This is a genomic window from Maribacter zhoushanensis, from assembly GCF_029350975.1.
GTDB lineage: Bacteria > Bacteroidota > Bacteroidia > Flavobacteriales > Flavobacteriaceae > Maribacter > Maribacter zhoushanensis.
Map to the genome: position 1 here is coordinate 1,012,026 of NZ_JARKMR010000001.1, position 21,005 is coordinate 1,033,030.

The following is a 21,005-nucleotide window of genomic DNA, read 5'->3' on the forward strand; positions in this document are numbered from 1 at the left end:
ATTAGGTATGGCAAAGGCAAATACTAAAGTTACCAAGAAACGTAAAGTTATAGTTGATTCTGTTGGTGAGGCGCACATAAGTGCATCTTTTAACAACATCATTATCTCTTTGACAAATAAAAAAGGAGATGTTATTTCTTGGTCATCTGCCGGTAAATTAGGTTTTAGAGGTTCTAAGAAAAATACACCTTACGCTGCACAAGTTGCTGCAGAAGATTGTTCTAAAGTTGCTCATGAAGCAGGTTTAAGAAAAGTGAAGGTTTATGTAAAAGGTCCGGGTAACGGAAGAGAATCTGCAATCAGATCATTACATAATGCAGGTATCGAAGTAACAGAAATAATTGATGTTACTCCAATGCCACATAACGGTTGTAGACCTCCAAAAAGAAGAAGAGTTTAATTAATATTATATTTCACCGAAAGTGTAGTTACGATTATCGAAGGATAAGCCTTAATTCATAATCTCACTTTCAAATTTAAAGAAAATGGCAAGATATACAGGACCAAAATCAAAAATCGCCCGTAAATTCGGCGAAGCAATTTTCGGAGATGACAAATCTTTCGAGAAAAAGAATTACCCACCAGGACAACACGGTAATAACAGAAGAAGAGGTAAAAAATCTGAGTACTCTGTTCAGTTAATGGAAAAGCAAAAAGCTAAATATACTTATGGTATTTTAGAGAAGCAATTCAGAAACTTATTCCAGACTGCAAAAAGAAAAGAGGGTGTTGCTGGTGAAATTTTGCTTCAATTATGTGAGTCTCGTTTAGACAATGTTGTTTTTAGAATGGGAATTTCTCCTACTAGAAGCGGTGCTAGACAATTAGTATCTCATAGACACATTACGGTAAATGGCGAGTTGGTAAATATACCTTCTTATTCATTAAAAGCAGGAGATGTTGTTGGTGTTAGAGAGAAATCAAAATCATTACAAAGTATACAAGATTCATTAGCTGCTAGTAGTGCAGTATATGAGTGGATTACTTGGAACAGTGAGAAGAAGGAAGGTACTTATGTTTCTATTCCAGAAAGATTACAGATTCCAGAAAATATCAAAGAACAATTAATCGTGGAGTTATACTCTAAATAAACAATACCGATCCAATTATGGCATTATTTAATTTTCAGAAACCCGATAAAGTAATAATGATCGATTCCTCTGATTTCGAAGGGAAGTTCGAATTTCGCCCTTTGGAACCTGGTTATGGATTAACTGTTGGGAATGCATTAAGACGAGTATTGCTTTCTTCTTTAGAAGGTCATGCAATTACTTCGGTTAGGATTGATAAAGTAGAGCATGAGTTTTCTACTATACCTGGCGTTGTTGAAGATGTAACAGAGATTATATTAAACTTGAAGCAAGTTCGTTTCAAGAAGCAAATAGAAGATTCTGAAGCAGAAGTTGTTTCAATTTCAGTTAGTGGTAAGGAACAATTAACTGCTGGTGATTTTCAAAAGTTTATTTCTGGATATCAAGTATTGAATCCGGATTTAGTTCTTTGTAATATGGATGCTAAAGTTAGCATCAATATGGAAATAACTATTGAAAAAGGTAGAGGTTATGTTCCTGCAGAGGAAAATAAAAAATCTGGTGCTCCATTAGGTACCATAGCTGTAGATTCTATTTTTACTCCTATAAAGAACGTAAAATATAGTATTGAAAACTTTCGTGTAGAGCAAAAGACTGATTATGAAAAATTAGTTTTTGAAATATCTTCAGATGGTTCTATTCATCCAAAAGATGCTTTAACCGAAGCAGCAAAAGTTCTTATTCATCACTTTATGTTATTCTCTGATGAGCGTATTACTTTAGAAGCTGATGAGATTGCTCAAACGGAGACTTATGATGAAGAGTCTTTGCATATGAGACAATTATTGAAAACTAAATTAGTTGATATGGACCTTTCTGTTCGTGCACTAAACTGTTTAAAAGCAGCTGAAGTTGATACTTTAGGTGATTTAGTTTCTTTCAATAAGAATGACTTAATGAAGTTTAGAAACTTCGGTAAAAAATCTTTAACTGAGCTAGAGGAACTTGTAATTAATAAGGGCTTAAGCTTTGGTATGGATTTATCAAAATACAAATTAGATAAAGATTAAATAATCATATTTTGCTCCTCGTTCTTTCGAGTTTGGTAGCAAGATGGTAAAATTAAAAGATGAGACACGGTAAAAAAATTAATCACTTAGGTAGAAAAACTGCCCACAGAAAAGCAATGTTAGCAAACATGGCTTGTTCTTTGATCGAGCATAAAAGAATCAATACTACAGTTGCAAAAGCTAAAGCTTTAAAGCAATTTATTGAGCCTTTGATTACAAAATCAAAAGCTGAAAATAATGTTAGTGCTGAGAAAGGTACTCACAATAGACGTATTGTTTTTAAGAATCTTCGTGATAAGTATGCTGTAACTGAATTGTTCAGTGTAGTATCTGAAAAGGTAGCTGATAGACCAGGTGGTTATACTAGAATTATCAAATTAGGTAATCGTTTAGGTGATAACGCTGATATGGCAATGATAGAATTGGTTGACTTCAACCAATTGTATAACGCTGGTAAGCCTAAGAAGAAATCTACTAGAAGAAGTAGAAGATCTGGTGGTAGTGATGCTGCTGCGGTTTCTGCTGAGAAGGAAACAAAAGTAGAAGAAGCTCAAACTGAAACAGAAGCTAAGACAGATGATTCTAAGGAATAAAATTGTCGATAAATATTAATAATGATAAAGGATAAGCTTTCTAGCTTATCCTTTTTTTATGTTTTTTTGTGAACGAATAAATTATAAGACTAAAATGAAATATCAGGCAAAGAGAAAAGCTATAATATTACTTGCAGATGGTACTATCTTTTATGGAAAATCTGTTGGAGATAAAGAAGGTACCGCTTTTGGAGAAGTATGTTTCAATACAGGTATGACAGGATACCAAGAGATATTTACAGACCCATCTTATTTCGGACAAATAATGGTGACTACCAATGCTCATATTGGTAATTATGGTGTAAATAAAGATGAAATAGAATCTGAGTCTATTAAAATTTCTGGATTGGTTTGTAGAAATTTTAGCTATGAATATTCAAGACCTTTGGCAGATGATAGCCTACAAGGTTTTTTAGATAAAAATGAATTGTTTGCGATATCTGATGTAGATACACGTGCATTGGTTAGTTATATAAGGGATAACGGTGCAATGAATGCTGTAATTTCTACAGATATTGAGAATGTAGAAGGGCTTAAAAAACAATTAAGTGAAGTGCCAAGTATGGAAGGGCTAGAACTTGCTTCTAAAGTTTCTACTAAAGAAGCATATTTTGTAGGTGATGAAAATGCTACTTTTAAAATAGCTGCATTAGATATAGGTATTAAGAAGAATATTTTAAGAAACTTAATTAAGCGTGGAGCTTATGTAAAAGTCTTCCCTTTCAACAGTAGTTTCGAAGATATGGCTTCTTGGAATCCTGATGCATTCTTTATTTCTAATGGACCTGGTGATCCAGAACCATTGGTTGACGCCATTGCTGCGGTTAAAAAAATGATTCAAACAGACAAACCTCTTTTTGGAATTTGTTTAGGTCATCAAGTTTTGGCATTGGCGAACGGAGTATCTACTTATAAAATGCATAATGGGCATAGAGGTATTAATCACCCTATTCTTAACCTGATAACAGGTAAGGGAGAAATTACATCTCAAAACCATGGTTTTGCTATAAATAGAGAAGAAACAGAGGCGAATGAGAGCTTAGAGATTACACATACGCATCTTAATGATAAAACAGTTGCTGGTATTAGAATGAAAGATAAGGATGTGTTTTCTGTTCAATATCATCCGGAGGCAAGTCCAGGACCACATGATGCAGATTATCTTTTTGATGATTTTTTCAAATTAATTGAGAAAAGTTCAAAACATAACGAAATAGTTTAAATTAACATTATTTAATTGGGAAATCTTGGGTTTAAACAAACTCAGTGATTTCCCTGTTTTGTATCTTTACTTTTTACAAACAACTAATAAAAAGATTAAAAATGAGTATTATATTAAATGTTCACGCAAGGCAGATTTTAGATTCTAGAGGTAACCCAACTGTTGAAGTAGATGTAGTTACAGAAAATGGTGTAATGGGTAGAGCAGCTGTTCCTTCTGGAGCTTCTACTGGTGAGCATGAGGCTGTCGAACTACGTGATGGCGGTGCAACTTTCATGGGTAAAGGTGTTATGAAAGCTGTTGATAACGTAAACAGTGTAATTGCTGAGGAAATTTTAGGAATGAACGTGTTTGATCAAAATCTTTTAGATCAAACTATGATAGATTTAGACGGTACGCCAAACAAATCTAAATTAGGTGCTAACGCTATTTTAGGTGTTTCATTAGCTGCTGCAAAGGCTGCTGCAAATGAATTGGGTCTTTCTCTTTTTAGATATATTGGTGGTGTTAGTGCTAACACATTGCCTGTGCCAATGATGAACATAATAAATGGTGGTTCTCACTCAGATGCGCCTATCGCTTTTCAAGAATTTATGGTAATGCCTGTAAAAGCAAAAAGCTTTTCACATGCAATGCAAATGGGTACTGAGATTTTTCATAATCTAAAAAAAGTATTACATGATCGCGGTCTTAGTACTGCAGTAGGTGATGAAGGTGGATTTGCACCAAACCTTGCCGGTGGTACTGAAGATGCTTTAGATACTATTGCAAAAGCAGTAAAAAATGCAGGTTACACATTAGGTGACGACGTAATGATCGCTTTAGATTGTGCAGCTGCAGAATTCTTTGTGGATGGAAAATATGACTATACTAAATTTGAAGGTGAATCTGGTGTAATCAGAACTTCTGAAGAGCAAGCTCAATACTTAGCTGACTTAAGTGCTAAATACCCTATTATTTCTATTGAAGATGGTATGGATGAAAATGATTGGGATGGTTGGAAATCTTTGACAGATAAAATTGGAGATAAAGTTCAATTGGTAGGTGATGATTTATTCGTAACTAATGTTGAGCGTTTATCTACAGGTATTGAAAAAGGTATAGCAAATTCAATATTAATCAAAGTAAATCAAATTGGTACATTGACAGAAACAATTGCTGCTGTTAACATGGCTAAAAATGCAGGTTATACTTCAGTAATGTCTCACCGTTCTGGAGAAACAGAAGATAATACTATCGCTGATTTAGCTGTAGCATTGAATACTGGTCAAATTAAAACAGGTTCAGCTTCTAGATCTGATCGTATGGCTAAATACAATCAACTACTTCGTATAGAAGAAGAGTTAGGAAGTACAGCATATTACCCGCAAGAAAAAGCTTTTAAATTAGATTAATTTAAAGTGAATTATATAATCAAGCCTTTCTTTCGAGAAAGGCTTTTTTTTTTGGCGTACTTCAAAACTTTAACTACCTTTTGAGAATAAATCAATAATAACACCTCTTTGTTAGCGTATGAATAATTTTCTTTTTGTTTCCGCAGAGAATGATGCCATTCCTGATTGTAAAGCTGGTGGAATGGGTGACGTAGTTAGAGACGTGCCTAGAGAAATTTCTAAGCGGGAAGATAAAGTTAACGTAGTTGTACCCTCATATTCTAGATTACATAAAAATGGAATATTTAAAACTAAACTTGAATTTAGTCTTAGGGGTATGCCATACACGGCAGAGTTATATGAAGTTATTCCTAAGCGAGTAGATAAGAATATTACACATTATGTTATACATCATCCTGAAATTGTAGAAGGTGGTATAGCTCATATTTATCATGATGACCCAACGGAACCATTCTTTAATGATTTTATAAAGTTTATCATATTTTGTACTGCCACTGCAGAAGCAATTAAAATAGGAGCTTTTGGAGATTTGGATATTGTACATATGCATGACTGGCATTCTGCTGCACTTTTGTTCATTAAAACTTATCATCCAAATTATCAAGATTTGAAAAAGATGAGATATGTATATACCATACATAATTTGGCTATACAAGGTATCCGTCCTTTTCACAATAATTACGCATCGGTCAATAATTGGTTTCCTGAAGTTCAATTAAATCATGCCGCTTTAATGGATTCCAGATATCAAGATTGTATAAATTTAATGGCAGTAGGTATACGCCTTGCAGATGCTGTACATACTGTATCGCCATCTTACAAAGAAGATGTTCTTTTGCCAAGTAGAAGACCAGAATTTATTGGTGGTGAAAGTTTAGAGAATGATTTGTTGAAAGCAGATAATGAAGGTCGTCTTTTTGGTATTCTAAATGCCAGTAATTATGGTAATATACGAGTAGCTGAAAAGGGATTTTTATATAGAAATACCGTTAAAGCTTTATTTAGATGGCTTCAAGAAAATTCAAAGAAGTACAAAGCTGATTTTCTAGCTCATACAGGAGAGAAGATTATGCAATTTGTAGGTAATAGACCAAAATTTATTGTTTCTAGTGTAGCAAGATTAACAGAACAGAAATTTTACTTTCTAAAACGTTCACCAGAAGCTTTTGAAAAAATGCTTGATAGGTTAAATGAGATAGACGGTATATTCATTCTATTGGGTACGGGTGACCCAGATTATGAAGAGTTTTTTCGTCATATGAGCTACCATCATAAAAACTTCGTGTTTACCAATGGGCAATCAGAAGATTTAATAGATTCTATGTATTTAGAGACAGATTTGTATTTTATGCCCAGTTTGTTTGAGCCATGTGGTATAAGTCAAATGTTGGCTATGAGAAACGGAAATCCTTGTTTGGTACATCATACTGGTGGACTAAAAGATACAGTTCATCATTTAAAAACAGGTTTTGTTTTTAGTGGAGAGACGTATGATGAACAGATCAGTAATATGGTCAAGGTTTTTGATGAGGCATTAACTCTTTGGGAAGAAGATAAGGACACCTGGAAAAAGATTAAGGCGAATGCCAAAAAGGCTCGCTTTACATGGAAAAAATCCTTAGATGCATATTACGAGTCGCTATATCTGTTGTAATGAAAGCTATTCATAGAACTTATTGTTAATTTTACCCAAAACAGATTTTTGAAATTGGTAGACCAATCCTGTTTTGTTAACTTTACGAGAAGTATTTAAAACGTAAAAATAAAAATGTCAGACAAAGCTATTTTAGAATATAATGGTGAAAAATATGAGTTTCCTGTTATTAAGGGAACCGAAGATGAACTTGCAATCGATATCAAAACATTGCGTTCAGCAACCAAAGGAATTATAACTATTGATCCAGGTTTTAAAAATACGGGATCTTGTGAAAGTGCTATTACTTTTTTAGATGGCGAAAAAGGTATTTTACGTTACAGAGGTTACTCAATTGAAGAACTAGCTGAGAAAGCTGATTTCTTAGAAGTTGCTTATGCATTAATTTTTGGAGACTTGCCAAACGAAGAAGAATTGGCTAAGTTTCATAAGGATATAAAAGATGAGTCTCATGTAGATGAAGAGATGAAAAAGATATTGGACGGTTTTCCAAAATCTGCTCACCCAATGGGCGTTTTATCATCTTTGACAAGTGCATTGATTGCATTTAACCCATCTACTGTTGATGTGAGTTCAGATGATGATATGTACCATGCTATTGTACGTATACTTGCAAAATTTCCAGTTCTTGTAGCTTGGACTTTGCGTAAAAAGAAAGGTCTTCCATTAGATTATGGTGATGATAGTTTAGGTTATGTTGAGAACATTCATAAAATGATGTTTAAGCGTCCTAATCAAGATTATAAAAAGAACAAGGTTGTTATAGAAGCATTAGATAAGTTGTTGATCTTACATGCTGATCATGAGCAAAACTGTTCTACGAGTACGGTTCGTATCGTAGGATCTTCTCATGCTGGTTTATTTGCATCTTTATCTGCAGGTATTTCGGCGCTTTGGGGTCCACTTCATGGTGGTGCCAACCAAGCGGTATTAGAAATGCTTGAGGCTATTGAAGCTGATGGTGGCGATACTAAAAAGTACATGGCTAAAGCTAAAGATAAGTCAGATCCGTTTAGGTTAATGGGCTTTGGGCATAGAGTATATAAAAACTTTGATCCACGTGCCAAAATTATTAAAGTTGCCGCTGATGAAGTGTTGGCAGATTTAGGTATAGATGATCCTATTTTAGAGATTGCAAAAGGGTTAGAGAAAGAAGCCTTAGAAGATCAGTACTTTGTGGATAGAAAATTATATCCTAACGTAGATTTTTACTCAGGTATTATTTACAGAGCTTTGGGTATACCAACAGAAATGTTCACAGTAATGTTTGCACTAGGTAGATTACCAGGGTGGATAGCACAGTGGAGAGAAATGAGATTGAACGGTGAACCAATTGGTAGACCAAGACAAGTATATACAGGTGAAAATTTAAGATCTTTTGTCGAACTGGACAAAAGGTAGATTGCTACCGTTAATAAAAAAACAAAAAGCTCTTTTAATTTTAAAGGGGCTTTTTTTTGTGCCAAATTTTAATTCAGATTTAAATACATACATATGTTACAGTTAAACGTTAATGATGAAATTTCACCGTTAAAGGCAGTTGTTTTAGGTATTGCCCAAAGTTCTGGTCCAACACCTACTTTAGAGGAGGCGTATGATCCAAAATCAAAAGAGCATATCAAAGCTGGTACATACCCTGCAGAACCTGATATGATTGTTGAAATGGAAGCTTTCAAAGCAGTGTTCGAGAAGTATGGTGTTAAAGTTTTTAGACCTGAAATTCTTGAAGATTGTAACCAGATCTTCACTAGGGATATTGCATTTGTTATTGAAGATAAATTAATCAAAGCTAATATATTACCTGATCGTGAGCAGGAAGTGGAAGCAATTCTGCATGTTTTGGATAAAATTGAAGATGATAACATTTTAACCCCGCCAGAAGAAGTTCATGTTGAAGGGGGCGACGTTATGCCTTGGAACGATTATATTTTTGTAGGTACATATACGGCAGCTGACTATCCTACTTATATAACTGCAAGAACAAATAAGGCGGCTGTGGAATATTTGACAAAACAGTTTCCGCATAAAACAATTAAATCTTTTGAACTGCGTAAGTCTAACACCGTTGCTCAAGATAATGCGTTGCATTTAGATTGTTGTTTTCAACCTTTGGGAAAAGGGAAAGCAATCATTCATAAAAACGCATTTTTAGTAGAAGAGGAGTGCCAATGGTTGGTAGATTTTTTTGGAAAGGAAAATGTTTTTGAAATTGATGCAAGAGAAATGTATCATATGTACAGCAATGTTTTTTCTATTTCACCAGATGTGGTAGTCTCTGAAAAAAGCTTCACACGTTTAAATAATTGGTTACGTGAACAAGGTTTTACGGTAGAGGAAATTCCATATGCTGAAATATCAAAACAAGAAGGGTTACTGCGCTGTAGTACATTACCCTTGATTAGAGCGTAATTTATAAATCAACATACAACAATTTAATGAGTACCCCTATGCAAATAACAAATACAATATTGATGATTCGCCCGGTTTCATTTAGAATGAATGAGCAGACCGCTGTCAATAACTACTTTATGGAAGATATTGATTTGAAGAATCAAGAAATAAATCAGAAAGCTCAAGAGGAGTTCGATGCATTTGTTTCCGTATTAAAAAGTAAAGGAGTAAATGTTATCGTTGTACAGGATACCAAAGAGCCTGATACTCCAGATAGCGTTTTTCCTAATAATTGGATTTCTTTTCATGCCAACGGTACAGTAGGTGTTTACCCAATGTTTGCAGAGAATAGAAGAAATGAACGCAGAGAAGATATCTTTGAGATTTTAGAGGAGAACAATTTTAAAATCAAGGATGTCATTGATTACACTTCTGCAGAAGATGAAGAATTATACTTAGAAGGTACAGGTAGTATTCTTATAGATAGAGTGAATAAGAAAGCTTATTGCGCCCTTTCTGAACGTGCAGATGAAGAGTTGTTTATTGAGTTTTGTGAAGATTTTGATTTTTTTCCTGTAATCTTTACTGCTAACCAATCTGTAGATGGTAAAAGATTGCCTATTTATCATACCAACGTGATGATGGCATTAGCAGAAACTTTTGTGGTCATCTGTTCTGAATCTATCGATGATAAGAAGGAAAGAAAAAATGTGTTGGACCACCTTAAAAAAGATGGGAAAGAAATAATTACTATTACCGAGCAACAGATGCATCAGTTTGCTGGTAATATGTTGCAAGTTTTGGGTAGTGATGATAAACGATATATGGTAATGAGTTCTGCGGCATTCCATAGTTTAACGCCAAAACAAGTTACTCAAATTGAAAAGCATTGTGCTATTTTACATAGCTCTTTACATACTATTGAAACGTGTGGTGGCGGTAGTGCGCGCTGTATGATGGCAGAGGTTTTTCTTCCAAAGAGCTAAATCAAATAATTACCCCATTGAAATTATATATTTTAATGGGGTATTTTTTTGTGAAGTATTCGCTATCTTCAAAGGGGTTAGATGTTTTTTACATTTTATAAATCACTATGAAGATAAAATCAATTTATATTGTCCTAATATTATCTATCACAGGTTTGCTATTTGCATTAGCCAATACGACAAAAACCGCAACATATGAACTTGTAGATGACCAAGCTCAAAATGCTAATGATGATTATAATAAGATGATGGATGTACTTACCCATCAACGTTGTATGAATTGTCATCCAAGTGATAACATTCCTAAACAAGGTGATGATAGTCACCCGCATTATTTTGGTATGGCAAGGGGCAAAAATGATCATGGTTTTGAAGCTACTAATTGTAATACTTGTCATCAATCTGAAAATAATTTAAATTCTGGAGTTCCTGGTGCACCGCATTGGGCATTGGCGCCAGCTTCAATGGCGTGGGAAGGATTAACCAGAGAAGAAATAGCAGAACGCTTATTAGATAAAAATATAAATGGAAATAGAAGTCATGATGAGCTGGTTAAACATATGACCGAAGATGATTTAGTGCTTTGGGCTTGGCAACCTGGTGTTCATGCAAATGGAGAACAACGTACAGTACCACCGGTTTCTAAAGAGGATTTTAAAAAAGCTGTTGAAAACTGGTTTGCTAATGGAGCCGTAATTCCTTCTAAATAATAAAATTTTATGAAAATTTCCTTAACTGTTAACGGTGAACTCAAAACTGTTGAAATAGCAGATGAAAATACACCTCTACTTTGGGTAATTAGAGATACTCTAGATTTAAAAGGAACAAAATTTGGGTGTGGAAAAGCAGCTTGTGGAGCATGTACTTTACACGTAGATGGTGAAGCGGTGCGATCATGTTCCTATCCTGTGAAATTTGCTGAGGGTAAAAAAGTAACTACTATTGAAGGGTTGGGCGATAGAGAAAATCCGCATCCTGTTCAACAAGCTTGGATAGAAGAAATTGTGCCACAATGCGGCTATTGCCAGCCAGGCTTTATGATGGCTACGGCTGCTCTTTTAAATAAAGTGCCTAAACCTACAGATGAAGATATTGATAAGAATATTATAAATGTATGTCGTTGCGGTACGTATTATCGTATGAGAAAAGCAATACACAAAGCAGCTAATTTGCAGTTAGAAAAAGAAAATAACCAATCTAAAGAATTGTAATTCATGGCTGATAAAGATAATGGTTCAAAAAAAGTATCTAGACGTAAGTTTCTGGTAAAAGGAGGACTTGGTACTATTGGTGTTGTTGCAATTGGTGCGTATATATTTAGAAACCCTATTCGAAGAGAGTTGTTAAGTTTCGCAAATTCATTAGAAGCGCCGTATGTTGATAATACGGATAAACCTATGGTGTGGTTTGAGGTAACTACGAATAATGAAATATTATTGCATTCTCCTAAAATGGAAATGGGGCAAGGAACCTTTACGGGAATTGCTCAAATGGCTGCAGATGAACTTTCTGTTTCTATGAGCCAAATTAATGTTGTTCATGCGGCATCATCTACCGGTAACGTTGATAGTTTTGCTACAGGTGGTAGTACCTCAATTTCAGGATTATGGCAACCCTTAAGAGAGCTCGCTGCTATGCTTAGGGTTATGTTGATTAAAGAAGCCGCTCGTAAAATGAATGTCGATAGCAATCAACTTACGGTTGAAGACGGAGTCATTTCCGGCAACGGCAAAACATTGACTTATGCCCAAGCTGCTGAGGGAGTTGAAAATTGGGAGGTGCCAGATGTACCAGATTTAAAGGATATAAAGGAATATAAATATATAGGTAGACCGGTACCTAGGGTAGATTTAGATGCCAAAGTGTATGGTGACCCCATTTTTGGAATGGATGCAGATATGCCAGGTATGCTTTACGGTGCTGTTGTAAGACCTTCTAAAATTGGATCAACCTTTGTTAGTGCGGATATTTCTGCGGCGGAGAATATGCCCGGAGTGGTGAAGATAATTGTTGAAGATGATTTTGTAGGTGTTGTCGCAAATTCTATGATAGAAGCTGAACATGCCAAAGATGCCATTAATGTAACTTGGGAAAGCTTTGAGAATTTAGACACTGCTGCCATCACTAAAATGATGACGGTAGGTAATGGAAATGCTACTACTATTCAGAAAAATGGTGCTGCTTTTGACGAAGGTGATGATTTTGAAACATTGGAATTTAGAAGTCCTATTGGAGCACATGCACAAATAGAACCGAATGGAGTAGTTGCTTCTGTGGAAAGTGACAGTGCTACGATAAAAATTTCAACCCAAGTGGTTAGTATTACTAGAAAAGAGGTTGCAAAACGTTTAGGTTTAGATACCGAAAAAGTAAATATTGTGCCTACTTATCTAGGCGGTGGTTTTGGTAGAAGGTTGCATACGCCACATGCTGTACAGGCAGCTGTAATGTCTAAAGCTGTAGGTAAGCCTGTGAAATATTTTTTTAGTAGAAAAGAGGAATTTCAGCATGATATGTTTCGCCCTCCAACACATCATATTATAAAAGGTAAATTAAACAGTGAAGGTTTATTAGATACGCTTGAACATGAGTTTGTAAGTGGTGATGTGGCTACGGATTCGGCATTGATACCTAACGCGTTGACTAACTTTTTAGGGGCAGATGTAGGCGCTATTCGTGGTGGGTTTATTCAATACACGGCTATTCCTAATTTTAAAACGGTTTATTGGCATGTAGAGTTACCGTTTGCAACCAGTTGGTGGCGTAGTTTAGGTTTATTGGCAAATACCTTTGCCATGGAAAGTTTTATAGATGAAATGGCGTTAAAAGCCAATAAAAATGCGGTAGATTTTAGATTACATCAAATAGGGGATGAGCCAATAGATAAACGTCTTAAAAATGTAATTAAGGCTGCTGCCGAAAAAGCAAATTATACTGAAGAAGTTATTAATGGTCGTGCTATGGGCTTTGCAGCTTCTATAGATGCGAATACTCCTTGTGCTCAGGTAGCCGAGGTTTCTATAGTTGATAATGAAATTAAAGTACATAAAGTAACCGTTGCTATGGATCCTGGTTTAGCGGTAAATCCTGATCAGATACGAGCACAATGTGAAGGATGTGTTATTATGGGTATGAGTGCTGTGCTATACGAACAAATGTTTGTGGAGGATGGGGAATTAACACCAACCATATACGGACCGTATCAAATGGCTTTAATGAAGAACGCTCCTAAAGAAATTGACGTGGTATTGCTACAAGGTAAAGACACACCTGGTGCAGTGGGCGAGCCTCCATTGGGTCCTATTGGTGCGGCGATAGCAAATGCAGTTAGAAGATTAACGGGACAAAGATTGACCGAATTACCATTACAACTTTCTTAGCTGGCTGCTATTATTTGGAATTTTTCTGATTGGCAATATTCTTGATCATTCCGCCAAAAATGAAGTAATGAAATGGTACTATACTGTACCAATATAATCTACCACGTAAGCCACGTGGTCTAAAGGTTGCGGTTTGGTGAAGTACATTATTTTCATCAATCTTAAACTCTAACCAAGCTTCACCTGGTAGTTTCATTTCTGCGAATAACAATAATCGTTTCGTTTTTTTATCGGCTAATAGAACCCGCCAAAAATCTAACGAATCTCCAGCAAATATTTTATTGGCGTGGGTGCGACCTCTACGTAGTCCTACGCCTCCAGATAATTTATCTAAAAAGCCTCTAATTTTCCACAGCCAATTTCCATAGTACCAACCCGTTTCTCCGCCAATACTCCAAATTCTTTGTAATACTTCATTTGGGTTGTTCACTTTTACGTGTTTATAATCTTTTAATATGCCGTATTTAGGTACTTGTATGTGCTTTTCTAAATTGTCATGTATACGACCGCTCACCATACTATCTTTCCAGCTGCTAATTACCAAGTTTTGCTCAATTTTTTTGAACGCAAGATCAATGGCATTCTTATACGTATGTGGTGTAATATTGAGAATTTTTTGTAGCCTTTTGTCTTTGGCGACGACTTCTATACGCATACTGTCTACAAGGTTCAATGCTAATTTATAGGAAGTTGAGGTTACAAAATATAACCAATAGGAAGACAGTTTAGGTGTCATGACAGGTACTGTCCAGATATAATTTTTAAACCCACGAACCTCTGCATATTGGTGCAGCATTTCTTTATAGGTCAATACATCAGGTCCTGCAATATCAAAAGAGTCATTGTAGGTTTCTTCATGCCCTAATACGCCGGTTAAAAAAGAAATAACGTCACGTATGGCTATGGGCTGCGTTTTTGTAAGAACCCATTTGGGCGTAATCATAACCGGGAGTTTTTCGCATAGGTCACGAATAATTTCAAAAGAAGAACTGCCGGAACCAACTATAATACCGGCTCTTAAAACGGTAAGGTTAAAATTACCTTCGTATAAAATCTCTTCTACGTTTTTTCTTGACTGTAAATGTTTGGATAAATTGTCGTCGTTTACAATACCACTCAAATAAACAACTTGTTTAATTTGAGTTTTTTCTACCATGATATTGAAGTTTTTGGCTGTTTGTGCCTCCATACTATCAAAATCTTGAGTTGAAGAACTCATGGAGTGTATTAGAAAATAGGCAGCATCAATATCGTTAGGAATACTATTTGGTTTTGGTTCCTCTAAAAAGTCGATTTCTATAACTGAAATCCTTTTTCTGGTATCTGCATCTACTGATAATCTAGCTTCGTTACGTACAGCACAAACTACCTCATGCCCCATATCTAGAAGCTGAGGTAAAAGTCGCATACCTATATAACCATTGGCACCAGTGAGTAGTATCTTCATTATTTAGGTATTTTAAACATCTTAAAGATGTAATAAATTGGCAATAGGGTTGCAACTGCTACAATTATTAATGATAGGCTTGAGATTTGAAACCCTATGTCTATTTTATAAGCTAGCAATATGGTTTCTATAATTACAGGAGTAGCTATTATTGATATTAACAAGTTCATGTATATCAACATTTGTAATGACATTTTATAAACTTGTGGAGCATTGTTTTCTGTTACCTTAACCGGATAATTCATGTTCCATGGTTTTACTTTTCTGATAATTAAATATAGCATTACGTAAGTAAAACACATTATCAAGGGTAGCGTCCAAATAGTATTTTTTTCGCCATAACCGTCAACGTCTCCTTTGTAATTAAAATGTGAAGGAATAGTTTCGGGCAAGTCAGCATAAAAAATCGCAATGGCTAATAAATTTAAGGCTAATAGTATCCACCCAATGAAAATCAACCTTTGTTGATTTTTTGTAAGATTTATATCTATTTTGGGTAAATCTGCGAACATATTATAGGTCTTCTATAGAGGTTGGTGCGTTATCGGCTTTGTAGCCTAATAATTTTTTAAAGAATTTCTGTACCGCTTTGGTGTCAGATGCTACTTTGATGAAATAATGATCTTTGTAAATGGAATATACTGAAGCTTCGCCTTTGTACATAGAGAGTTTGTAATAGGGGACGACCAAGGCGTATGATTCTAATAATGATCTAAACCCAACTATTATTCCCTTAGGTCTCATTTCAATATTACAAGTGTCTCTGTTGTTATCTAAAATCAACAAATTTCTAATTTCTATACTGGTTTCTGTAATTACAAGTTTAGGAGAACCAATACCGTTCAATGCCCATCTTTCTTTCAAGGTAAAAGGCTTGCCTACTTCAGTGTCAATTTTCCTTGAAATCTCTTTATTGTTATAAGTTACGTTTACGAGCATGGTAAATTTGTTGCGCAGTTTTCATTAAAGTTAACGAAATGCCGAATGATTGCCGCATCTGTTCAGCTTAAAGCATAAAAAATGATTAATTTTGCAGCCTTAATTAAACGTTTTGGTGAATATTCAAGAGGTACTATCAGATAAAGTAAAAGAAGCGGTAAAATCTATTTTTGACAAGGAATTGCCAAATGTAGAGTTTCAACCTACGCGTAAAGATTTTGAAGGAGATATCACAATAGTGGTTTTCCCAATGTTACGTGTGGTTAAGGGTAACCCTGTTCAAATTGGTGAGCAAATTGGTGCTTACTTAGAAGAGCATGTTGCTGCCGTAGCTGGCTTTAACGTGATTAAAGGATTCTTGAATATCGTTATTAACGATGGTTTCTATCTAGATTTTTTCAATTCTATTATTGCTACCGAAAATTACGGTTATGTAAAAGAATCTGATGATGCGGTAATGGTAGAATATTCTTCACCAAATACCAATAAACCATTACACCTAGGGCATATTCGTAATAACTTATTAGGATATTCTGTTGCAGAAATTTTAAAGGCATCTGGTAAGAAGGTTTATAAAACTCAAATTATCAATGACCGTGGTATTCATATTTGCAAGAGTATGGTGGCTTGGCAGAAATTTGGGAACGGAGAAACGCCGGAGTCTACAGGGTTAAAAGGAGATAAGCTAGTTGGTAATTATTATGTGGCTTTTGATAAATCATATAAAGAACAAATAGCGGAGTTGGTTGCTAACGGTACGGAACAGAAAGTTGCTGAAAAAGAAGCGCCAATTTTATTGGAAGCTCAAGAAATGCTTTTAAAGTGGGAGTCTGGAGACGAAGAAACCGTTGCACTTTGGAAAACCATGAACGGTTGGGTGTACAAAGGTTTTGAAGTGACTTATAAAAATCTTGGAGTTGATTTTGATACGCTGTATTATGAAAGTGATACGTATCTTTTAGGAAAAGATGTTGTTGCCGAAGGATTGAAAAAAGGTGTGTTCTTTAAAAAAGAAGATGGCAGTGTTTGGATCGATTTGACCGAAGATGGGTTAGATGAAAAAATTGTACTTCGCTCAGATGGTACCGCAGTATACATGACTCAAGACATTGGTACTGCTATACAACGTGTAAAAGACCATCCAGATGTAAACGGAATGGTGTATACCGTAGGAAATGAGCAAGATTACCACTTTAAAGTTTTATTTCTGATTCTGCAAAAACTTGGTTTTTCTTGGTCTAACAAACTACATCACTTAAGTTACGGGATGGTTGATTTACCTAGCGGAAAAATGAAAAGTAGGGAAGGTACAGTTGTAGATGCCGATGATCTTATGGCTGATATGACTCAAACTGCTGCAAATATTTCAGAAGAGTTAGGAAAGCTTGATGACTATAACGAAGAAGAAAAGCAATCACTTTATAAAATGATTGGTTTAGGGGCTTTAAAATATTACATATTAAAAGTAGATCCTAAAAAACGAATTTTGTTTGATCCAGAAGAGTCGGTAGATTTTCAAGGGAATACGGGTCCATTTATTCAATATACTTATGCGCGTATTCAGTCTATTTTAAGAAAGGCAGAAAGTATGGGAATCGATACTTCTAATGATGCTAAGGTTAAAGCGCTTCATAGCAAGGAAAAGGAGTTGATCAAGCAACTACAGTTATTCCCAGATACTATTCAATTAGCTGCAGATAATTATAGTCCGGCTTTGATTGCAAACTATACGTATGACTTGGTTAAAGAGTTTAATTCTTTCTATCAGCAAGTCTCTATTTTAGGTGAAACTGATGATGCTAAAAAGGCATTACGTGTTCAATTATCTAAAAAAGTTGCAGAGGTGATACAAGATGCCTTTAGTTTATTGGGCGTTTCGGTTCCTGAACGTATGTAGTTAAGTTTATTCCGTCTTATTATTTACTATTCTTTATGTCATGTTCATTCATGGGCATATGTCATTACGCACTATGGATCCGTATCTATTGGTGTGTATTGATAATACGTTTTGTAGTATACTTTTATTCTTAAAGTCTAAGAACACTTTTAACTCGTATATATATTCAGAATTTCTTAAAAGTACTTCTATCACTAATGCTAACATGGTATTCGTCAATGGCAGTTCTGGAAAAGAGTTTTTCAAAATATTATAGTAAAGAACATCTAAAAGTATTTCATCAACAGTATAGAGTTGGGCCTCGTTGATGATATCGATAGATGTTTTTGAGAGGAAGTTTATGAAAATAGAATTCCTTTTTTGCCCCACAAGCAACTTTAGAGCATCCATTTATAGTGGATGCTCTTTTGTTTTGTTTATTTTCTAGCACTTGCTACGAATTTTGCATTGATATTATTAAATTTGTAACCCCTTAAAAAAGAAAAGAATGTTCGATAATTTAAGCGATAAGCTAGACAAGGCATTACATGTACTAAAAGGACATGGTCAGATTACAGAAATTAATGTTGCAGAGACTACCAAAGAAGTACGCCGAGCCTTATTGGATGCGGATGTTAACTTTAAAATAGCCAAAGAATTTACCAATAGGGTAAAAGAAAAGGCATTGGGGCAAGATGTATTGACCACCTTACAACCTGGTCAGTTAATGGTCAAGATTGTAAAAGATGAGTTAACCCAATTAATGGGTGGTGAGTCAGAAGGTATTAATCTGTCCGGTAATCCATCGGTTATTTTAATGTCTGGTTTACAGGGTTCTGGTAAAACTACCTTTTCTGGTAAACTTGCTAATTTTCTAAAAACAAAAAAAACTAAAAAGCCGTTATTGGTTGCTTGTGATGTGTATCGTCCGGCGGCAATTGATCAGTTGCACGTAGTTGGTGAGCAAATTGGTGTTGAAGTATTTTCTGATAGAGGAAATACCGATCCAGTAGCTATTTCTAAAGCTGGTATAGCACATGCAAAGGCAAACGGACATAATGTGGTCATCATTGATACCGCTGGTCGTTTGGCTGTTGATGAGGCTATGATGAATGAAATATCTGATATTCATAAAGCGATACAACCTCAAGAGACTTTGTTCGTAGTAGATTCTATGACAGGTCAAGATGCTGTAAATACGGCAAAGGCATTCAATGATATCTTGAATTTTGATGGTGTTATCTTAACCAAATTAGATGGTGATACTCGTGGTGGTGCCGCTATTTCTATTAAATCTGTGGTAGATAAACCAATTAAATTTATTGGTACCGGTGAGAAGATGGAGGCTATTGATGTTTTCTATCCATCACGTATGGCAGATCGTATCTTGGGTATGGGTGATGTAATTTCGCTTGTAGAAAGGGCTCAAGAGCAGTTCGATGAAGAGGAAGCTAGAAAAATCCAAAAGAAGATTGCTAAGAATAAATTTGGATTCGATGATTTCCTGAGCCAAATTCAGCAAATTAAGAAGATGGGTAATATGAAAGATCTTATGGGGATGATACCTGGCGCGGGTAAAGCCTTAAAAGGTTTGGATATTGATGATGATGCCTTCAAACATATAGAAGCAATTATTTATTCCATGACTCCAGAAGAGCGTTCTACACCTTCTAAATTAAATGCAAGTAGAAAAAAGCGTATTGCAAAAGGTTCTGGTAGAGAAGTTCAAGAAATCAATCAGCTATTAAAGCAGTTTGACCAAATGAGCAAGATGATGAAAATGATGCAAGGCGGTGGCGGTAAGAAGATGATGCAGATGATGGGTGCCATGAAAGGAATGAAATAAAGACCGAATAATACAACCTAACAACACAACTTAAAGAGAAGCGGATATGGAATTATTGGATGGTAAAAAAGTATCCAACGAAATTAAAGAGGAAATCAAGGCAGAGGTTGCCAAGATGAAAGAGCGTGGTGAAAAAGTACCACATTTGGCGGCAATTATTGTCGGTAGTGATGGGGCTAGTTTAACCTACGTAGGTAGTAAGGTTCGTTCTTGTGAACGTATTGGTTTTGAATCTACCTTAATTCAAATGCCAAGTACTACTTCTGAGCAAGAATTATTGAACAAGATCAAAGAATTGAACGTTGATGATGATATTGACGGTTTTATTGTTCAGTTACCGTTACCAGAGCAGATAGATACCCAAAAGGTAATTATGGCCGTAGATCCAGATAAGGATGTTGACGGTTTTCACCCTACCAACTTTGGTAAAATGGCTTTGGATATGAGTACCTTCATTCCTGCAACGCCGTTTGGTATTCTTGAATTATTGGAGCGTTATAAAGTAGATACAAAAGGTAAACATACTGTAGTTATTGGTCGTAGCCATATTGTAGGTAGACCAATGAGTATTTTAATGGGTAGAAAAGGCTGGCCAGGCAACTCTACCGTAACACTTACCCATAGTCATACAAAGAATATTACTCAAATTATATCTCAAGCAGATATTGTAATTTCAGCATTAGGGGTGCCAAAATTCTTAAAAGCGGAAATGGTAAAAGATGATGCCGTTGTAATAGATGTAGGTATTACTAGAGTACCAGATGAGACTAGAGAAAAAGGATATTATATTACTGGTGATGTTGATTTTGAAAATGTAAGTAAAAAAGCATCATACATTACTCCCGTTCCTGGTGGGGTAGGACCTATGACCATTGCAATGTTATTGAAAAATACATTGTTAGCTCGTGAGAGACATAGAAGTAGAAACTAGTACTGTATAAAATTTATTAAAAGCCTTGCAAAATTATTGTGGGGCTTTTTTTATTCCGGTAGTTTCTTGATGGCTACACCGGTTTCAGTAGTGTCGTTAGGTACTAAAATGTCTATGTCATTACTGTCATCGTAATCGCAACTTGCCATCGCCGTTATTGAAATACAGATTAAGAAAGCGTATAAAATTTTTTTCATAGCATAGGTTTTAGGGACAATACTAAAAGGTCATGTATTTAAAACGTT

21 protein-coding genes are annotated in these 21,005 nt (G+C 35.3%); 16 read left to right on the forward strand and 5 right to left on the reverse strand.

The genetic code is table 11. The features are described 5' to 3' along the window. Positions 1-7 precede the first annotated feature (7 nt). The 13 genes from rpsK (at position 8) to PXD56_RS04285 (ending at position 13,721) form a co-directional block, all read left to right on the forward strand. Positions 8-400, forward strand: a complete 393-nt coding sequence (gene rpsK, locus PXD56_RS04225) for a 30S ribosomal protein S11 (RefSeq protein WP_036152169.1) — start codon at positions 8-10, stop codon at positions 398-400. Positions 401-485: 85 nt separating this feature from the next. Beyond that, a complete protein-coding gene (gene rpsD / locus PXD56_RS04230; RefSeq protein ID WP_276492076.1) occupies positions 486-1,091 on the forward strand; it encodes a 30S ribosomal protein S4 in 606 nt (201 codons plus the stop codon). A gap of 17 nt (positions 1,092-1,108) precedes the next feature. Continuing rightward, positions 1,109-2,101 (forward strand): DNA-directed RNA polymerase subunit alpha, encoded by a 993-nt coding sequence (locus tag PXD56_RS04235; RefSeq protein ID WP_276492077.1) that lies wholly within the window; start codon positions 1,109-1,111, stop codon positions 2,099-2,101. Between the two features lie 59 nt (positions 2,102-2,160). Then, positions 2,161-2,694: a 50S ribosomal protein L17 gene (rplQ, locus tag PXD56_RS04240; protein ID WP_276492078.1), complete on the forward strand. Its 534-nt coding sequence runs from the start codon at positions 2,161-2,163 to the stop codon at positions 2,692-2,694. 94 nt (positions 2,695-2,788) lie between these two features. After that, on the forward strand, positions 2,789-3,916 hold the full coding sequence (carA, locus tag PXD56_RS04245; RefSeq protein ID WP_276492079.1) for a glutamine-hydrolyzing carbamoyl-phosphate synthase small subunit: 1,128 nt from the start codon (positions 2,789-2,791) through the stop codon (positions 3,914-3,916). A 101-nt stretch (positions 3,917-4,017) separates the two neighbouring features. Continuing rightward, on the forward strand, positions 4,018-5,310 hold the full coding sequence (gene eno / locus PXD56_RS04250) for a phosphopyruvate hydratase (protein WP_276492080.1): 1,293 nt from the start codon (positions 4,018-4,020) through the stop codon (positions 5,308-5,310). A gap of 118 nt (positions 5,311-5,428) precedes the next feature. After that, positions 5,429-6,964, forward strand: a complete 1,536-nt coding sequence (locus tag PXD56_RS04255; RefSeq protein ID WP_276492081.1) for a glycogen synthase — start codon at positions 5,429-5,431, stop codon at positions 6,962-6,964. 114 nt (positions 6,965-7,078) lie between these two features. Further along, positions 7,079-8,365, forward strand: a complete 1,287-nt coding sequence (locus PXD56_RS04260; protein ID WP_276492082.1) for a citrate synthase — start codon at positions 7,079-7,081, stop codon at positions 8,363-8,365. Between the two features lie 93 nt (positions 8,366-8,458). Beyond that, positions 8,459-9,373 carry a dimethylarginine dimethylaminohydrolase family protein gene (locus PXD56_RS04265; RefSeq protein WP_276492083.1) on the forward strand — a complete coding sequence of 305 codons (915 nt, stop codon included), beginning with the start codon at positions 8,459-8,461 and terminating at the stop codon, positions 9,371-9,373. 38 nt (positions 9,374-9,411) lie between these two features. Beyond that, positions 9,412-10,341: a citrulline utilization hydrolase CtlX gene (gene ctlX / locus PXD56_RS04270; RefSeq protein WP_276492512.1), complete on the forward strand. Its 930-nt coding sequence runs from the start codon at positions 9,412-9,414 to the stop codon at positions 10,339-10,341. A gap of 107 nt (positions 10,342-10,448) precedes the next feature. Continuing rightward, complete coding sequence (locus PXD56_RS04275; protein ID WP_276492084.1) at positions 10,449-11,051, forward strand: hypothetical protein; 603 nt, start codon at positions 10,449-10,451, stop codon at positions 11,049-11,051. A 9-nt stretch (positions 11,052-11,060) separates the two neighbouring features. After that, positions 11,061-11,552: a (2Fe-2S)-binding protein gene (locus tag PXD56_RS04280; protein WP_276492085.1), complete on the forward strand. Its 492-nt coding sequence runs from the start codon at positions 11,061-11,063 to the stop codon at positions 11,550-11,552. A 3-nt stretch (positions 11,553-11,555) separates the two neighbouring features. Then, complete coding sequence (locus PXD56_RS04285) at positions 11,556-13,721, forward strand: xanthine dehydrogenase family protein molybdopterin-binding subunit (protein ID WP_276492086.1); 2,166 nt, start codon at positions 11,556-11,558, stop codon at positions 13,719-13,721. 10 nt (positions 13,722-13,731) lie between these two features. Here PXD56_RS04285 and PXD56_RS04290 read toward each other — a convergent pair whose 3' ends face one another. From PXD56_RS04290 to PXD56_RS04300, 3 genes are read right to left on the reverse strand one after another with little or no spacing between them, the layout of a single operon-like run. Continuing rightward, entirely contained in the window at positions 13,732-15,168 is a 1,437-nt protein-coding gene (locus PXD56_RS04290; RefSeq protein WP_276492087.1) for an SDR family oxidoreductase, read from the reverse strand. Continuing rightward, a complete protein-coding gene (locus tag PXD56_RS04295; protein ID WP_276492088.1) occupies positions 15,168-15,680 on the reverse strand; it encodes a DUF1648 domain-containing protein in 513 nt (170 codons plus the stop codon). The genes PXD56_RS04290 and PXD56_RS04295 overlap by 1 nt, the downstream gene beginning before the upstream one ends. A 1-nt stretch (position 15,681) precedes the next feature. Then, on the reverse strand, positions 15,682-16,107 hold the full coding sequence (locus PXD56_RS04300; protein WP_276492089.1) for a hypothetical protein: 426 nt from the start codon (positions 16,105-16,107) through the stop codon (positions 15,682-15,684). A 115-nt stretch (positions 16,108-16,222) separates the two neighbouring features. Between PXD56_RS04300 and argS the strand changes: the two genes are divergently transcribed. Further along, positions 16,223-18,004: an arginine--tRNA ligase gene (gene argS, locus PXD56_RS04305; RefSeq protein ID WP_276492090.1), complete on the forward strand. Its 1,782-nt coding sequence runs from the start codon at positions 16,223-16,225 to the stop codon at positions 18,002-18,004. Positions 18,005-18,052: 48 nt separating this feature from the next. Here the strand turns inward: argS and PXD56_RS04310 are convergent, their stop codons facing one another. Further along, the gene (locus PXD56_RS04310) at positions 18,053-18,394 is read right to left on the reverse strand and encodes a hypothetical protein (protein ID WP_276492091.1); all 342 of its coding nucleotides are present in this window, start codon (positions 18,392-18,394) and stop codon (positions 18,053-18,055) included. 97 nt (positions 18,395-18,491) lie between these two features. Here PXD56_RS04310 and ffh point away from each other — a divergent pair, with 97 nt between their 5' ends. Both ffh and PXD56_RS04320 read left to right on the forward strand, forming a co-directional pair. Next, a complete protein-coding gene (gene ffh / locus PXD56_RS04315; protein ID WP_276492092.1) occupies positions 18,492-19,829 on the forward strand; it encodes a signal recognition particle protein in 1,338 nt (445 codons plus the stop codon). 46 nt (positions 19,830-19,875) lie between these two features. After that, positions 19,876-20,760, forward strand: a complete 885-nt coding sequence (locus PXD56_RS04320) for a bifunctional 5,10-methylenetetrahydrofolate dehydrogenase/5,10-methenyltetrahydrofolate cyclohydrolase (protein WP_276492093.1) — start codon at positions 19,876-19,878, stop codon at positions 20,758-20,760. A 50-nt stretch (positions 20,761-20,810) separates the two neighbouring features. Here the strand turns inward: PXD56_RS04320 and PXD56_RS04325 are convergent, their stop codons facing one another. Then, complete coding sequence (locus tag PXD56_RS04325; RefSeq protein WP_276492094.1) at positions 20,811-20,957, reverse strand: hypothetical protein; 147 nt, start codon at positions 20,955-20,957, stop codon at positions 20,811-20,813. Between the last annotated feature and the right edge of the window lie 48 nt (positions 20,958-21,005).

What these genes read in the sequence shown, in the direction of transcription:
- rpsK (WP_036152169.1), top strand. Translation starts at nt 8, where the DNA reads ATGGCAAAGGCAAATACTAAAGTTACCAAGAAACGTAAAGTTATAGTT.
- rpsD (WP_276492076.1), top strand. Translation starts at nt 486, where the DNA reads ATGGCAAGATATACAGGACCAAAATCAAAAATCGCCCGTAAATTCGGC.
- PXD56_RS04235 (WP_276492077.1), top strand. Translation starts at nt 1,109, where the DNA reads ATGGCATTATTTAATTTTCAGAAACCCGATAAAGTAATAATGATCGAT.
- rplQ (WP_276492078.1), top strand. Translation starts at nt 2,161, where the DNA reads ATGAGACACGGTAAAAAAATTAATCACTTAGGTAGAAAAACTGCCCAC.
- carA (WP_276492079.1), top strand. Translation starts at nt 2,789, where the DNA reads ATGAAATATCAGGCAAAGAGAAAAGCTATAATATTACTTGCAGATGGT.
- eno (WP_276492080.1), top strand. Translation starts at nt 4,018, where the DNA reads ATGAGTATTATATTAAATGTTCACGCAAGGCAGATTTTAGATTCTAGA.
- PXD56_RS04255 (WP_276492081.1), top strand. Translation starts at nt 5,429, where the DNA reads ATGAATAATTTTCTTTTTGTTTCCGCAGAGAATGATGCCATTCCTGAT.
- PXD56_RS04260 (WP_276492082.1), top strand. Translation starts at nt 7,079, where the DNA reads ATGTCAGACAAAGCTATTTTAGAATATAATGGTGAAAAATATGAGTTT.
- PXD56_RS04265 (WP_276492083.1), top strand. Translation starts at nt 8,459, where the DNA reads ATGTTACAGTTAAACGTTAATGATGAAATTTCACCGTTAAAGGCAGTT.
- ctlX (WP_276492512.1), top strand. Translation starts at nt 9,412, where the DNA reads ATGCAAATAACAAATACAATATTGATGATTCGCCCGGTTTCATTTAGA.
- PXD56_RS04275 (WP_276492084.1), top strand. Translation starts at nt 10,449, where the DNA reads ATGAAGATAAAATCAATTTATATTGTCCTAATATTATCTATCACAGGT.
- PXD56_RS04280 (WP_276492085.1), top strand. Translation starts at nt 11,061, where the DNA reads ATGAAAATTTCCTTAACTGTTAACGGTGAACTCAAAACTGTTGAAATA.
- PXD56_RS04285 (WP_276492086.1), top strand. Translation starts at nt 11,556, where the DNA reads ATGGCTGATAAAGATAATGGTTCAAAAAAAGTATCTAGACGTAAGTTT.
- PXD56_RS04290 (WP_276492087.1), bottom strand. Translation starts at nt 15,168, where the DNA reads ATGAAGATACTACTCACTGGTGCCAATGGTTATATAGGTATGCGACTT.
- PXD56_RS04295 (WP_276492088.1), bottom strand. Translation starts at nt 15,680, where the DNA reads ATGTTCGCAGATTTACCCAAAATAGATATAAATCTTACAAAAAATCAA.
- PXD56_RS04300 (WP_276492089.1), bottom strand. Translation starts at nt 16,107, where the DNA reads ATGCTCGTAAACGTAACTTATAACAATAAAGAGATTTCAAGGAAAATT.
- PXD56_RS04310 (WP_276492091.1), bottom strand. Translation starts at nt 18,394, where the DNA reads ATGGATGCTCTAAAGTTGCTTGTGGGGCAAAAAAGGAATTCTATTTTC.
- ffh (WP_276492092.1), top strand. Translation starts at nt 18,492, where the DNA reads ATGTTCGATAATTTAAGCGATAAGCTAGACAAGGCATTACATGTACTA.
- PXD56_RS04320 (WP_276492093.1), top strand. Translation starts at nt 19,876, where the DNA reads ATGGAATTATTGGATGGTAAAAAAGTATCCAACGAAATTAAAGAGGAA.
- PXD56_RS04325 (WP_276492094.1), bottom strand. Translation starts at nt 20,957, where the DNA reads ATGAAAAAAATTTTATACGCTTTCTTAATCTGTATTTCAATAACGGCG.